The organism is Bradyrhizobium sp. USDA 4472 (assembly GCF_054058595.1).
On sequence record NZ_JBSSAM010000001.1, the window covers coordinates 4075696 to 4090037 of the forward strand.

A 14342-nucleotide genomic window follows, 5' to 3' on the forward strand; every position below is an offset into this window, starting at 1 on the left:
ACATGCCAAAACTTAAAATAGGAGAGCTCCCAGACGACAAGCCCGTCAAAGTGACTGTGGAGCTGCCCGCGGCCGTGCGTCGTGATCTCATTGCATATGCAGAAGCGCTTACGCGTCAGGGTGGCCAAGTGGTCGATCCGACTAAACTCATCGCCCCCATGTTGGCGCGCTTTATGGCCACTGATCGCGCGTTTTCTAAACTGAAACGTGGCCACGGGGCGGCCGCCGGCGAAGGATAGTGATGCATCAAGCTTTCGTTGAAGCCGTTGTCGACACAAATGTTTGCCAGCACAGCCAAGCGCTGCCGAAGTTGGCGTTAAGAGCTGAGATGCGGCGTCGGAAAGCGTACTTCCGCGTTTGTCCGAAACGACTGCGGTAACCAATGTTTCCCGGTTTTCAGCCGGCAGAGTCCTGGGTGTCGACGTGCAGTTTTTCGGTCCCGTTCAGGCGCGTTACACTGCTCCTGCCGTCGACGCTGACGGGCACGTCACCCTCGATCGTAGCGCGACGTACGACGCGATGCTGGTCGCCGTAATCGTTGAGGGCGTAATGCTGCGTTGCGCGGTTATCCCATATCGCAATATCCCCCTCTAACCAGTTCCAGCGCACGGTGTTTTCGGGCGCGGTGATGTGAGATTGGAGCAGATCGAACAACTTTTGTCCGTCGTATTTGGGGATCCCAACAAAGTGCTTCACCAACGCGCCGAGCACTAGCGTCCGCTCGCCTGTTTCGGGATGGACGCGTACCACGGGATGCTCGGTCTCCAAAACCGTTCTGGTGAACACCTCGTCAAAGTGTTTTTTATCGATCTCGCGGACACGCGCGATCCCGGCGTAATCGAAGACGTTGCTGTGAACGGCCCATAGGCCATCGGCCAGCCGTTGTAGCGGCGGCGGCAAACCAAGATAAGCGGCAGCTGTGTTCGACCACACCGTGTCGCCTCCAAACATCGGAATTACAACAGCCCGTAGTACCAGAATCTTGGGATAAGCGTCGGCGAAGGTTCCATCCGCATGCCAAACGTCGGCGCGACCGCCGCCGCGAGTGGAGTCCAATTCGAGAAGCGACGCCGTCCCCTTGGTAGCACCGAGCATCGGATGTGGCACCAGCTTTCCAAGACGAGCGGCAAAGCGCTCCTGCTCGGCGTCATTAACATGTCCTTGATTCCGAAAGAAGATCACCTTGTGCTCTAGCAATAGGCTGTTGATCGCGGCGATTGCGTTATCCGGTAGATCGCCTGATAACTTGATATTTTTGACTTCGGCACCAATGCGCGCCGCACGTTTCACAACATCGGTGCGCGGAATGACGCCACCGATCAAAGCGTTCGTGCTCATCTTGCTTTTCCAAGCTCTTGCAGTTCTTCCTCGCCCCGGGAGCAATGAACTTCAGCAAGCATCGTGCCAGCCGAAAGACAAACATGAACTCGACAATGGGCGGTGAACGAATCGTGGGATTTGGCGCGAGTCCTCGAACTAAGCCAGTGGTTGGGCCGACTGACGAAAGAACTCGATGCCAAGCTAACCCAGTCGAAGCGCAAGCCATGAACCTGGGTGCATTACGTGCGGTAATACGTTCGAGACCAGGTTTTAGCTGTTCTATATGTCTAAGCGGTCGCAGTGGATATGTCCGAACAGAGCTGTCAGGGGTGCAGCGCACGTAAACGAGCTGAACGAGCGGACCTTTCTTCCGCAGCGAGATAGAGAGTTTGGAGCGAGAGCATTGCTGCCTTTTAGCCCTGTTTCTCCAGCAATTTGTTTTGAGCAATGGTCATCCCCGGCGGCGCCAGCAAGTCACAAAGCTAAATGGGCTTTCGACAGTACCAACGTTTACTATGCGCGTTGTACTGGACCTGACACGAGATTGTGCCTCTGTCAGAATACCGACACAGTCTACACGAGTTCGGCAATCCCAATTGACTGTTCCTTCGTGAATTTCGGGACGTAATTGATGGACCGACCGCTCGGGTTCTTTGAGAGCTGTAGGTGTAAGATCGCTCTTTGTTGAGCGACGCTGTGGACAGATCATGCACATTATCGTCTTAGTCCTGAACGAGATGAGAGCTGCAACATTCTGATCTCCTGCCAGTTTGCTTACTGCTAGGCCGTTGATGACACCAATGCGACCAGTCGCGGGGCAGCTTTGGCGCGGCGTCATCCTCGAACAAGTGAAGCGGATCAACGCCGGCGCGAGCAGCGCGTCGCGCTGCAAGTCGGTGTTCTGGCGGTCGGAGTCCGGCGACACGCGCATGTAGCCAACCAAAAATAGGCGGATACCGATCGGAAATACGTTCGTATGTTGGCGCGTGGGGATCGACTTTCCATTTTAGCGCCACAGGCGTTCCGAGCTACTACAAGATTCGGTAGGTGGCTAAAGGCAGCTTGAGGCCATAGGATTCAGCCGTCTTCCCCGCCGGTCAACATCGACGAACAGGAGTGAATGCAAGCGCACGCGCAGGCGCTGCCCGCAGCGCCTCGACCATCTTCCGCGTTCCACCGCTTTAAGATTGAAGTGCCGCCGTGTCTCAACAACTCCTGCCGACGAAAGCGAACCTAGCATTCTCCTACGGGCCGCACTCCTGCATCGGCGGGTCGCTGGCCAGGCTGACACTCAAGGTGGTGTTCGGTTCTATCTTCCAGCGCATTCCCGCACTGCGCTTGGCCGTGGCGCCCGAAGAACTGAAGTTGCGCAAGAAGATCGTCACTGACGGTTTGGAGGAGTTCCGGCGCTCTGGTGATGTGCGCACGCCGCCGAGGGATCGCGATCGTCTCCGCGATTTTCCCGCGCGCCTCCCGCGCACAGGTTAGATCAGCCAGCCGACGGATAACCAAGATGGATGTGCAAGAAACCAGGGCAGCATGCCGGGACGCATTCGCCGAACTGGCGTTGCCGGCGCGCATCCACGACCCGTATCCGTTCATGCGATGGTTGCGCGAGCACGATCCGGTGCATCGCGCGGCGTCGGGTCTCTTTCTGTTGAGCCGCCACGCCGACATCTACTGGGTGCTCAATGCCACCGGCGATGCGTTTCGGGGGCCGGCGCCAGGCGAACTGGCGCGCTATTTTCCGCAGGCGGCGAACAGCCTCTCGTTCGATCTGCTGGCCTCCACGATAGCAATGAAAGACCCACCAGCGCATACGCGTCTTCGCCGGCTGATCTCGCGCGATTTCACCATGCGCGAGATTGACAATCTGCGACCGAGCATCGTGCGCATTGTCGCAGCGCGCATGGACAGCATGGCGCCCGCGCTGGAGCGCGGGGAGGCCGTGGACCTGCATCGGGAATTCGCGCTGGCACTGCCCATGCTTGTATTCGCCGAACTATTTGGCATGCCCAAGGACGACATGTTCGAACTCGCTACCGGCATCGGCGCCATTCTGGAAGGCCTGAGCCCGCAGGCCAGCGATCCCCAGCTCGCCGCGGCGGACGCGGCCAGTGCCAGAGTGAAGGCCTACTTCGGCGATCTCATACTACGCAAGCGTACCGATCCCCGCCACGACATCGTGTCGATGCTGGTCGGCGCGCACGACGATGATGCCGACACGCTGTCGGATGCGGAGTTGATCAGCATGTTGTGGGGCATGCTGCTGGGCGGTTTCGCCACCACTGCCGCGACGATTGACCATGCGATCCTGGCGATGCTGGCGTATCCCGAACAGCGGCACTGGCTGCAGGGAGATGCCATGGGGGTGAAGGCGTTCGTCGAAGAAGTCCTGCGCTGCGACGCTCCCATCATGTTCAGCTCCATTCCGCGTATCGCCAAGCACGACATCGAACTAGGCGGTGTGGTGATCCCGAAGAACGCGGATGTTCGCTTGCTGATCGCGTCTGGCAATCGCGACCCGGACGCCTTCGCCGATCCCGACCGCTTCGATCCCGCGCGGTTCTACGACACCAGTCCCGGCATGTCGACCGACGGGAAGATCATGCTGAGCTTCGGCCATGGCATCCACTTCTGCCTTGGTGCGCAATTGGCCCGGGTACAGTTGGCCGAGAGCTTGCCGCGGATTGAGGCGCGCTTCCCCAAGCTAGCATTGACCGAACAGCCGACGCGGGAGCCCTCCGCGTTCCTGAGGACGTTCCGCGCGCTGCCGGTGCGGCTGCGTGCGCAGAGGGCGCAGATGTGCGTCGTGGTCGACCAGGATCTGTGCGGAACCAGCGGGCAGTGCGTGCTGACGCTACCGAGCACCTTTCGCCAGCGCAAATCGGACGGCGTGGCCGAAGTCTGCGGGGCGACAGTCCCGCAGGCACTGCACACCGCCGTGCGGCTCGCAGCCAGACAGTGCCCGGTCGCCGCCATCCGGGTCATCGAAAGCGCAGCTGGCGACGGCGAGTGCGCCAGCGCTGGCAGTGCGCCTTCTCCGGCTGAGGCCGAGCCGCACGCCGCGAGAGACGAACGCAATCGAGGAGGGCACGATGGGACGGTTTGAAGGCAAGGTGGCTGTGGTCACCGGTGCCGGCGCCGGGATCGGCAAGGCATGCGCCCTCGCCATCGCGCGAGAGGGCGGCAGAGTGGTAGTCGGGGACATCGATCGCTCGGCGGCCACGGCGTGTACCGCGCAAATCGCTGCCGAGGCGGGCCACGCGCTGGCTCTGGCCATCGACATCGCCGAGGCGCAGGCTGTGGTAGCGCTGTTCGATGCGGCAGAGCGGCACTTCGGTGGGGTCGACCTGCTGGTGAACAACGCGAGCGCCATGCATCTGACTTCGCGCGACCGCGCGATCCTCGACCTGGACCTGGCTATCTGGGATCAGACCATGGCGACAAATCTGCGCGGCACGTTGCTCTGCTGCCGGCAGGCCATCCCAGCGATGATCGGCCGCGGCGGTGGCGCGATCGTCAACATGTCGTCGTGCCAGGGGCTCAGCGGTGACACCGCGCTGACGTCCTACGCCGCATCGAAGGCGGCGATGAACATGCTATCGGCCTCGCTCGCCACCCAGTACGGTCATGCGCAGATCCGCTGCAACGCGGTTGCGCCGGGTCTTATCATGACCGAGCGTCTCCTGGGCAAGCTGGACGAGTGCATGCAACGGCGTCTGCGCCGGCACCAGCTCCTACCGCGCGTCGGCCGCCCGGAGGACGTGGCCGCGCTGGTGGCGTTCCTGCTCTCCGACGATGCTGCGTTCATAACCGGCCAAGTAGTGTGCATCGACGGCGGCATGCTGGCACATGTGCCGACGTACGCCGACGGTGGGAACAGCCGCGCCGCACGGCCTTCCCTCGAGACCGCCGAAGCGGCTGCGTCGCCGCGCTGCTGATGGACATGCTGCTCAACCCGCTGAACCGTCGAGATCGGCTACGGCACGACATCCCGGTCGTGCCCGGCGCTTTCCCCTTGGTCGGGCATCTTCCCGCCATCGTCTGCGACCTGCCGCGCCTGCTGCGGCGCGCGGAACGGACGCTGGGCAGCCACTTCTGGCTGGATTTCGGCCCTGCCGGACACATGGTGACCTGTCTGGATCCGGACCCGATCGCACTGCTCCGACACAAGGACGTGTCCTCGGCGCTGATCGAAGATATCGCGCCCGAATTGTTTGGTGGAACGTTGGTCGCTCATGACGGCGGCGCGCACCGGCAGGCGCGCGGCGCGATCCAGGCGGCGTTCCTGCCTGCGGGGCTGACCCAGGCCGGCATCGGCGAGCTTTTCGCGCCCGTCATCCGAGCGTGGGTGCAGAGGTGGCGCGACCGGGGCGAGGTAACCATCCTGCGCGAAACCGGCGATCTGATGCTTAAGCTCATCTTCAGCCTCATGGGAATCCCCGCGCATGACCTGCCGGAATGGCGTCGCAAGTACCGGCAACTGCTGCAGTTGATCGTCGCGCCCCCGGTCGACCTGCCCGGACTGCCCTTGCGGCGCGGTCGCGCCGCCCGCGACTGGATCGATGCGCGGTTGCGCGAGTTCGTTCGCGCCGCGCGCGAACATGCCGCGCGCACCGGGTTGATCAACGACATGGTGAGCGCCTTTGATCGCAGCGACGGTGCGCTCTCCGATGAAGTCCTAGTCGGCAATATCCGCTTGCTGCTGCTTGGCGGTCACGAGACCACCGCCTCAACGATGGCCTGGATGGTGATCGAGCTGGCGCGGCAGCCTGGGCTGTGGGAGGCTTTGGTCGAGGAGGCGCAACGCGTGGGCGCAGTGCCGACCCGGCACGCGGACTTGGCGCAGTGTCCCGTCGCCGAGGCGCTGTTCCGCGAGACGCTGCGCATGCATCCGCCGACGCCGCTCCTGGTGCGCCGCGCAGTGCGTAAATTGCGACTCGGCCAACGGCACATTCCCGCGGGTACTGATCTATGCATCCCGCTGCTGCATTTCTCGACCTCGGCGCTGCTGCACGAGGCGCCTCATCAGTTTCGCCTGGCGCGGTGGCTGGAACGCACCGAGCCGATCCGGCCGGTGGACACGCTGCAGTTCGGTACCGGCCCACACGTCTGCATCGGCTACCACCTGGCATGGCTGGAACTGGTGCAGTTCTGCATCACCTTGGCGCTGACCATGCACGAGGGCGGAGCGCGGCCCCGGTTGCTGAGCTGTGTCGAAAAAGGCCGGCGCTATTACCCGACCGCACATCCATCCACGACTATTCGAATCGGATTCTCATGAGCTGGCATCACATGCCCCTGTGGCGAGGCAGCAGCGCCGGCGACGCGCGGCATTGCTGCACTCGGCGCGCGCACGGTGCGACGCAGAGTACACCGCGGCGGCTCGCCCGTCAGGGACAAGGACAAGAACAACATGCAGAGCAATTCTACGCCACAGGCTGACAGAACTGATGATTTCGCGCTTGGTGGATTGGGTGCGCACGCGCGCGGCGCATCCGGCGGGCTGCTGCCCGAGGTCTGGATGCACGAGGGCGCAAACCGGGTCGGACAGGTGCTGGCGCGTCTTCTCTGCGCCGAACATGACGGGGAGACCGAGCTGATGGCGGCAATGCGCTACGCCACCTTGCATGGCGGGAAGCGCACCCGCGCCTTGCTGTGTCTGGCTGCCGGCACACTGGTCGACGCGCCGGAGCACATGCTCGATGACGTCGCGGCCGCCATCGAGATGATGCACGCCTGTACCTTGGTCCACGACGATCTGCCCGCGATGGACGACGACGTGCTTCGCCGCGGCATTCCGACCGTGCACGTCAAGTTCGGCGAAGCTACTGCGATCCTGGTCGGCGATGCGTTGCAGGCGCACGCCTTCCTGACCCTTGCGAGCCTGGATGCGCCGGGCGACAGCCGTATCGCGCTCGTGCGCGAACTGGCGCAGGCGGTGTCAGTCGAGGGTGCCGCAGGCGGGCAGGCCAAGGATCTGTCGCTGGTCGGAAAGCGCGTCGAGTTGGACAGGATCGTGGCGATGCACCAGATGAAGACTGGAACGCTAGTGCGAGCGTCCGTTCGCATGGGCGCGCTATGCGCTGTCGCGGACAATGTCGCGCATGCTGCGCTGTACTGTGTGCTCGATCACTACAGCGCCCGTTTCGGCCTGGCTTTGCAGGTGATCGACGACATTCTCGACGTGACAGCGGATACCGCGAAGCTAGGCAAGACCCCTGGCAAGGACGCGGCGGCGCAGAAGCCGACCTGCGCGTCCATCATGGGCCTACAGGCAGCACGCCAGTTCGCGCTGGATCTATTGCGCGAAGCCGGGGAGGCCATCGCGCCGCTGGGGCCGCGTGCTGAACGGTTGGCGCAACTCCTACACCGGGCCAACGCGTATCTGTTCAAGCACGCGGCCCCAGCGTGAACGCGCTGTCCGAACAGATCCTCTGCGAATTGCGCGGCCTGTTGAGCGAAATGAGCGATGGCGGCAGCGTCGGTCCGTCTGTCTACGACACGGCGCGGGCGCTGCGCTTCCACGGCAATGTCCTTGATCGGCAGGACGCATACGCGTGGCTCATCGCGCAGCAGCAGGCCGATGGCGGTTGGGGAAGCGCGAACTTCCCGCTGTTCCGCTTTGCGCCCACCTGGGCAGCCTTACTGGCATTGCAGCGTGCCGATTCTCTTCCCGGTGGTGCCGACGCAGTCCGGGCGGCAACCCGGTTCCTCCAGCGCCAGCCCGATCCCTACGCACATGCGGTGCCGGAAGACGCGCCGATCGGCGCGGAGCTGATCCTGCCGCAGCTTTACGGTGAGGCCGCATGCTTGTTGGGTGCCTTGGCGTTTCCGCGCCATCCAGCGCTGTTGCCGTTGCGGCAAGCGTGCCTGGACAAGCTGGCGGCGGTGGCGATGTTGCCGAGCGGCCATCCGTTGCTACACTCCTGGGAAGCCTGGGGGACGTCGCCGACCACCGCATGCCCGGATAACGACGGCAGCATCGGCATTAGCCCGGCGGCCACCGCCGCGTGGCGTGCGCACGCCGTGACATGGGGGAGCACGCCGCAGGTCGCGCGCGCCGATGCGTATCTGCAGATGGCATCGAGGGCGACGCGCAGCGGCATCGAAGGTGTCGTTCCCAATGTGTGGCCGATCAACGTGTTCGAGCCATGCTGGTCGCTGTACACCCTGCATCTGGCCGGACTGTTCGCTCATCCCGCACTCGCCGAGGCGGTCCGCGCAATCGTCGCCCAGCTCGAGGCCCGACTGGGCGTGCGCGGTCTAGGGCCGGCCTTGCACTTCGCGGCTGACGCGGACGACACCGCCGTTGCGTTGTGCGTCCTGCACCTTGCAGGCCGCGACCCAGCGGTCGATGCGTTACGCCCTTTCGAAATCGGCGAGCTGTTCGTCACCTTCCCCGGCGAGCGCAACGCCTCGGTGTCGACCAATATCCACGCCCTGCATGCGTTGCGACTGTTGGGAAGGCCCGCCGCCGGCACCACCGCGTACGTCGAGGCCAATCGCAACCCGCACGGTTTATGGGCCAACGAAAAATGGCATGTTTCGTGGCTGTATCCCACTGCGCATGCGGTCACTGCGCTGGCGCAAGGCAAGCCTCAGTGGCGGGACGAGCGCGCGCTGGCCGCGCTGCTGCAGGCGCAGCACGGCGACGGCGGCTGGGGCGCTAGTCGCGCGTCCACATTCGAGGAAACCGCCTATGCGTTGTTCGCGTTACGCGTGGTGGCCGAGAGCGGAAAAGCCACAGAGCGCCGGCGCATCGCCCAGGCGGTGGCGCGTGCGCTAAAGTGGATGCTCGCCCGGCATGCGGCACATGCATTGCCGAAAACGCCATTGTGGATCGGAAAGGAACTGTATTGCCCCACTCGGGTCGTGCGCGTGGCCGAACTCGCGGGCTTGTGGCTGGCGCTTCGTTGGGGACGGCGCGTGCTGACCGAGGGAACAGGGGCGGCACCATGACCCAGCAAGAACGCGCGCTGCATCAGGTGCTGGAGTGGGGGCGTTCCCTGACCGGGTTCGCTGACGAGCATGCCGTGGAAGCGGTCAACGGCGGCCAGTACATTCTGCATCGTATCCGTCCGAGCCTGCGCGACATCAGCGTCCGCACCGGTCGCGATCCGCAGGACGAAACACTGATCGTGGCGTTCTATCGCGAACTGGCGCTGCTGTTCTGGCTCGACGATTGCAACGACCTTGGCCTGATCTTGCCGGAGCAGCTCGTCGCGGTGGAGCAGGCGCTGGGGCACGGCGAGCCGTGCGCGCTCCCCGGATTCGAGGGTTGCGCTGCGCTGCGCGCTTCGTTGGCCGCGCTCGCCTACGATCGTCGCGACTATGCTCAGCTTCTTGACGCTACCCGGCGCTACTGCGCGGCGCTGCGCGCCGGACACGCGCAGGCGGCAGGGCGGGAACGCTGGTCCTACGCCGAGTACCTGCACAACGGCATCGATTCGATAGCCTACGCGAACGTGTTCTGTTGCCTGTCCTTGCTGTGGGGGCTGGACATGGCGAGCTTGCGCGCACGTCCGGCGTTTCGCCAGGTCCTGCGGCTGGTTTCCGCGATAGGACGTCTGCAGAACGATCTGCACGGACGAGACAAGGACGAGTCGGCCGGCGAGGCCGACAACGCGGCGATCCTGATGCTGCAGCGTTATCCAGCTATGCCTGTGGTGGAGTTTCTCAAAGACGACCTCGCCGGCTATACGCGCATGCTGCATCGGGTGATGGCTGAAGAGAGCTTTCCGGCGCCGTGGGGATCGTTGATCGAGGCCATGGTGGCCATCTGCGCGCGGTACTACCAGACCTCGGCCAGCCGTTACCGCAGCGACTCTGCGGGGGGAGGCCATCGTTGCCCGGCCTGAACGCGCGGGATGCGGCGGCGTGCGCGCGCTGCCGCGGTCCAGTCCGACGCAACGCCGTCCCCCTAGGCGACGGACGGAGCGCGTGAGCAACACCGCTCTGAGCCGGCTCAAGGACGACCATCTGGACATCGGTCTGGATCGGCGACACGACTCGAACGCGTGGCCTTTGCCTTCGGAGCAAGACAACGTGCCCATCCGAAAAATGCGATAGGGCACGCTATACTACGATATCCATTTGAAGAAACTGGATATTCGCAAATCACCAAGCGACGTTCCTATCCGAAAAACCGCACCGATTTTCTCCCGCCGGCTTACGTCCTGCTTACGCGAGAGATCGGGTCCGGAACGAAGGAATGTCATGGTCAAGATATTGGTCGAGTGGCTCGTACGATCGGACCGACCTTTTTGAACCCGAAAACCCCATGGAAGCCCCTCATTGACCGCCAAGATGCTGTCCCGCGACGGCAAATGCAGGTAAAATTGCATAAAAGGAGACTTCGCTGATGGTTTTCAAACTTCTGTCGCCTGATGCCGACCGCTTCCGTCTGAATCCGGTTGAGCAGCGTTACGCCACCATGTTTTGTTTTGGATTACTGACGGTGTCGTGCGCACTTGCGAGCTTCGTGTTCGCCTGTGCGACGCCGTTTGCTGCATTTGCCATCATCGCCGCCGCGACGTTGCGACTGGGGCCGGCTCTGCTCGTGCTGACGGGCGCGTGGCTGGTCAATCAGACGATCGGATTTGGCTTGCTGCACTATCCGGTGGACGGAAACACGATGGCCTGGGGCTTTGTCATCGGCGCCGCGGCGCTGGCCGCAACTGCGGCATCGTCGCTGGCTTTCGGCGCACTCCCGCAAGTCCGTACGGCGCTGGTACTGGCGTTTGCATTCATTTGTGCCTACGCCGCGTACGAGATCACCTTGTTCGCCGCTACGCCTGTCCTGGGTGGCCAAGGTGCGTTTACATTGGCAACCGTGGCACGGATCGGGCTGCGCAGCGCCGCATGGCTGGTCGGCCTCGTTGCCGTCTGCGAGATCGTCCGCCTGCTCAACCCGCTCGGGCGTGGGCGTACGATCTCGACATGAAGGACGAGACACACTGGCGCGACGACATCGCGTCTTTGGTCTTTTGCGTCAGGGGACACGGCGCGATTTGCGCCGCTCATCGGGGAGCGTTTCGTACGCTGCTCGGCGCCGATCCGCCGAAGGACTGCGTTGGCTACTTCCTGCGCTTTGAGAATGCGTTCCGAGCGGCCGCTGCCCCAAAGATTGCCCGCAAGGGCATTCCGGCAGGCCTGCATCTTACCAGTCGCGACGTCGCCCGGAAGCTGATAGAAGACGCTCAAATCGGACGTGGAGAATTGCAATGAGCCAATCCCAGGTAACGCATCTGCCGGTCGCAATCGGGCAGGTGGGACGGCTTTCGCAAGCCCTGATGGCTATGGTGCTAGGCGTCTTCATCATCGGCGTCGTGGGCTTCTCCCATATCGACGTCATCCACAATGCCGCGCACGACGTGCGCCATTCGAACGCCTTCCCCTGCCACTGACCGGGACCGCATGAGCACGTTTCGCTCGATCGTGTTTTCGTCGGTCGTCGCCGGCTTCATCGTTGGTCTCATTGTTACGGTCGCCCAGCAATTCGGCACCGTCCCCTTGATCCTGAAGGCCGAGGTCTTCGAGAAGGCCGCGGAGACGCACCAGCATGACGCTGCGACCGCGACGCAGGGGGCTGCGGACGATCATGACCATTCGACGCACAGCCACGCCGACCATGACCACGGCAGGGAAGCCTGGGAGCCGCGCGAAGGGCTTGAGCGCAACGCCTATACGGCCGCGGCCAATGTGCTGACCGCAATCGGCTCCGCGCTGCTCTTGGCCGGCTTCTTCGCCGTCCGTGGCGGCGCGACTGGCGGCGGTGTTTCCTGGCACGAGGGCCTGTTGTGGGGATTGGCGGGCTTTGCCGTCTTCACGATCGCGCCTGGGCTCGGCCTGCCCCCGGAATTGCCTGGCGTACCGGCCGCGCCATTGCTGTCTCGCCAAATCTGGTGGCTCGCAGCCGTGCTGGCGACGGCTGGAGGGCTTGCCCTGATTGCCTTTCGCCGTTCAGTGCCGGCGGCGATCGCCGGTGTGATACTTCTCCTCTTGCCGCATCTGATCGGTGCGCCGGAGTTGGAGCAGGTTGAGACGAACGTGCCGTCCTCGCTGTCGCATCAGTTCATGGTCGCGGTGACGCTGACAAGCCTGGTGTTCTGGAGTCTGTTGGGCGCGCTGACGAGCACGATCTTTGCGCGGCTCGATCGCGGGTCGGCCTAGGTCTGGCCAGAGCGCTGACCGGAACTCCCATATTCCACAGCCAATCTGCGCGGAAGCCTCAAACGAATCGTTGACACTGTCCGCGAATATCACCACATGTGGGCGTCACGGTTCCGCTGGATCGCAAGATTTAGTGGCTAAGAGGGAAGCCGGTGAACTGCGCCAGACCGCGCGGAATTCCGGCGCTGCCCCCGTAACCGTCAGCAGCGAGCTGCTTCCGAACAAGTGTCACTGGTGCCTCGCGCGCCGGGAAGACGGGAAGAAAGCTATGACCTGCGAGCCAGGAGACCTGCCGTGACGATCTGAACGTCCACGGGCGGGGTGTCCCGGCGATCGCTTGCATGCGCCGTCGGCATCGCTTTGCCGGCGATGAGGTTGGGCGATATCTGCAAGGCGCTGTCGTAGTTGCCAACTCCGTAGCTGATTTCATGTGGATTTTCTGCAGCCCATCTGAGCGCCCCCGAAATAACCTCTCGTGATCGAGCATCGGGCAACTTGTCCACACGCGCGAGGAGTTCATGGCAGATCTTGGTGAGCATCTGCGCAGCACGAGCCGTGTTACGTTCCCGGCGGGCCTTCCAGGCATCCTTGGCAAGATTCTCGTCAAATAGATGGGCAACCTTGAAAACGAGAATGTATCGCAGGGGCGTAAAGTAGTGATGCCACGGAACAGCTTTGTTCATACCAGAGTCGAAAACCTGGTCAAAAAAGCAGATGATGGCATGATCGGGCTTGGTGACCTTCAATAACGAAAAACGCAAATCGTTCTTCTTACTGAAGCGGATCAGTTTCTCCGCGATTGTAGAGAGCCGTCCTACGCCGAGCTCGTTCGCATGTATTCGCTTTACGCCTAGACTACGGCGCAGATCCTTCAGCAACGGCTCTGCCACGAGGTCAAGGTTTGCCTGAGCCGTAAGTAGGCCGTAGTACAGGGTTGGCTGGTTCGGATCGAACAGCTCTAAGCCTGTATTTCCGCTTTCATCAATAAAGCAATACATGAAAGTCCCGGTTCACATAGGGTTCTTCGCCAGGACGTCGTCGATTGCCGCCGAAACCCACCGGTTATAAACGCGCGTGCCTCCCATAACTCCATCGGGCGCTTGTGGCGCATCGTTTTCTGGTTGGGATGGTGTCTTTCTCCAACGTTGGCTGTCTGAGTAAATCGCTTGATCTCGCCTTTTAATATGCCGCTATTGGGCAAATCTCGGACGGCCTCGTAAGCTTTGTACAGCTCAAGCCAGCCAGGCTTCCCCTCCAAATAGCGCAGGGCACTGCCGATTTCCGGCTCCAGCGCTGCTGCTCGCATCCACTGCTGAGCCCTAGACGGCGCCTGTGGCGGCTGGATCACATTTCCATGGGCGTCTGTAACCGTCAGCGTGGCGATGCCCCCCCGTATACGCACTGTAGCACCTTCCGCTTCTAGGATGTGGTGTTTACGGGGCAGGCCCTTCGCGACAAACTCGACCACCGAGCCGTTGACAACGGGGTCGGTGTCAGCATTTTTCGACATTGTCACGTTCAGTGTGCTGAACAGCCGCTTTGCCACGTCATGGGGTTGTGGCGCAGTTATAACGCCGTCGAACGCATGGGATCGCAAGACAAGATAGTCGCCTCGTTCGTCCTTAATCTCTTCAACGAACGGATCGAACCGCGGCTTCAGCAGCATCTGCCACACTTTCTTATCTGCTTCAGGTCCGTTTAACTCTATGCCCCACTGGTTACTTGCCTGGCTCAAATCAGTCGCTCCTGGCACTTCGCGTAAAAACTCTCGTTGCTCCTTTCATCGCACCGGACGTAAGCATCTTGCTCTGCGTCGCATAACCGGAATACATAGCCTTTTCGCA

General features: G+C 62.4%; 14 protein-coding genes, 2 pseudogenes and 1 riboswitch. Of the genes and pseudogenes, 13 read left to right on the top strand and 3 right to left on the bottom strand.

Annotation, left to right across the window (positions count from 1 at the left end; all coding sequences use genetic code 11):
- The first annotated feature begins 2 nt into the window (after positions 1-2).
- Positions 3-239: a DUF2274 domain-containing protein gene (locus ACVWZ4_RS18900; protein ID WP_128921289.1), complete on the top strand. Its 237-nt coding sequence runs from the start codon at positions 3-5 to the stop codon at positions 237-239.
- A gap of 157 nt (positions 240-396) precedes the next feature.
- Here ACVWZ4_RS18900 and ACVWZ4_RS18905 read toward each other — a convergent pair whose 3' ends face one another.
- Entirely contained in the window at positions 397-1338 is a 942-nt protein-coding gene (locus ACVWZ4_RS18905; protein ID WP_456699325.1) for a TauD/TfdA dioxygenase family protein, read from the bottom strand.
- A 1206-nt stretch (positions 1339-2544) separates the two neighbouring features.
- On the opposite strand from ACVWZ4_RS18905, the pseudogene ACVWZ4_RS18910 reads away from it, so the two are divergent.
- The 12 genes and pseudogenes from ACVWZ4_RS18910 to ACVWZ4_RS18965 all read left to right on the top strand — a co-directional run.
- Positions 2545-2828 (top strand): annotated as a pseudogene (locus tag ACVWZ4_RS18910) (cytochrome P450); the annotation flags it as partial.
- Positions 2829-2833: 5 nt separating this feature from the next.
- Positions 2834-4114 (top strand): annotated as a pseudogene (locus ACVWZ4_RS18915) (cytochrome P450); the annotation flags it as partial.
- Between the two features lie 9 nt (positions 4115-4123).
- The gene (locus ACVWZ4_RS18920; protein WP_456705070.1) at positions 4124-4432 is read left to right on the top strand and encodes a ferredoxin; all 309 of its coding nucleotides are present in this window, start codon (positions 4124-4126) and stop codon (positions 4430-4432) included.
- Complete coding sequence (locus ACVWZ4_RS18925) at positions 4419-5264, top strand: SDR family oxidoreductase (RefSeq protein WP_456699323.1); 846 nt, start codon at positions 4419-4421, stop codon at positions 5262-5264. Before ACVWZ4_RS18920 ends, ACVWZ4_RS18925 begins: the two co-directional genes overlap by 14 nt.
- Positions 5264-6607: a cytochrome P450 gene (locus tag ACVWZ4_RS18930; RefSeq protein WP_456699322.1), complete on the top strand. Its 1344-nt coding sequence runs from the start codon at positions 5264-5266 to the stop codon at positions 6605-6607. Before ACVWZ4_RS18925 ends, ACVWZ4_RS18930 begins: the two co-directional genes overlap by 1 nt.
- A 132-nt stretch (positions 6608-6739) precedes the next feature.
- Positions 6740-7738, top strand: coding sequence for a polyprenyl synthetase family protein (locus ACVWZ4_RS18935; RefSeq protein ID WP_456699321.1), 999 nt, complete (start codon positions 6740-6742; stop codon positions 7736-7738).
- The gene (locus ACVWZ4_RS18940; protein ID WP_456699320.1) at positions 7735-9285 is read left to right on the top strand and encodes a hypothetical protein; all 1551 of its coding nucleotides are present in this window, start codon (positions 7735-7737) and stop codon (positions 9283-9285) included. Before ACVWZ4_RS18935 ends, ACVWZ4_RS18940 begins: the two co-directional genes overlap by 4 nt.
- On the top strand, positions 9282-10184 hold the full coding sequence (locus ACVWZ4_RS18945; protein ID WP_456699319.1) for a terpene synthase family protein: 903 nt from the start codon (positions 9282-9284) through the stop codon (positions 10182-10184). Before ACVWZ4_RS18940 ends, ACVWZ4_RS18945 begins: the two co-directional genes overlap by 4 nt.
- A gap of 503 nt (positions 10185-10687) precedes the next feature.
- Positions 10688-11269 carry a hypothetical protein gene (locus ACVWZ4_RS18950; protein ID WP_456699318.1) on the top strand — a complete coding sequence of 194 codons (582 nt, stop codon included), beginning with the start codon at positions 10688-10690 and terminating at the stop codon, positions 11267-11269.
- The gene (locus ACVWZ4_RS18955; RefSeq protein ID WP_456699317.1) at positions 11266-11553 is read left to right on the top strand and encodes a hypothetical protein; all 288 of its coding nucleotides are present in this window, start codon (positions 11266-11268) and stop codon (positions 11551-11553) included. The genes ACVWZ4_RS18950 and ACVWZ4_RS18955 overlap by 4 nt, the downstream gene beginning before the upstream one ends.
- The gene (locus ACVWZ4_RS18960; RefSeq protein WP_456699316.1) at positions 11550-11732 is read left to right on the top strand and encodes a CbtB domain-containing protein; all 183 of its coding nucleotides are present in this window, start codon (positions 11550-11552) and stop codon (positions 11730-11732) included. Before ACVWZ4_RS18955 ends, ACVWZ4_RS18960 begins: the two co-directional genes overlap by 4 nt.
- 10 nt (positions 11733-11742) lie before the next feature.
- A complete protein-coding gene (locus ACVWZ4_RS18965; protein WP_456699315.1) occupies positions 11743-12498 on the top strand; it encodes a CbtA family protein in 756 nt (251 codons plus the stop codon).
- Positions 12499-12589: 91 nt separating this feature from the next.
- Positions 12590-12809, top strand: a riboswitch (cobalamin riboswitch).
- Here ACVWZ4_RS18965 and ACVWZ4_RS18970 read toward each other — a convergent pair.
- Positions 12765-13496, bottom strand: coding sequence for a DUF3800 domain-containing protein (locus tag ACVWZ4_RS18970; RefSeq protein WP_456699314.1), 732 nt, complete (start codon positions 13494-13496; stop codon positions 12765-12767). (Overlaps the previous riboswitch by 45 nt.)
- Positions 13457-14233: a hypothetical protein gene (locus tag ACVWZ4_RS18975; RefSeq protein ID WP_456699313.1), complete on the bottom strand. Its 777-nt coding sequence runs from the start codon at positions 14231-14233 to the stop codon at positions 13457-13459. The genes ACVWZ4_RS18970 and ACVWZ4_RS18975 overlap by 40 nt, the downstream gene beginning before the upstream one ends.
- Between the last annotated feature and the right edge of the window lie 109 nt (positions 14234-14342).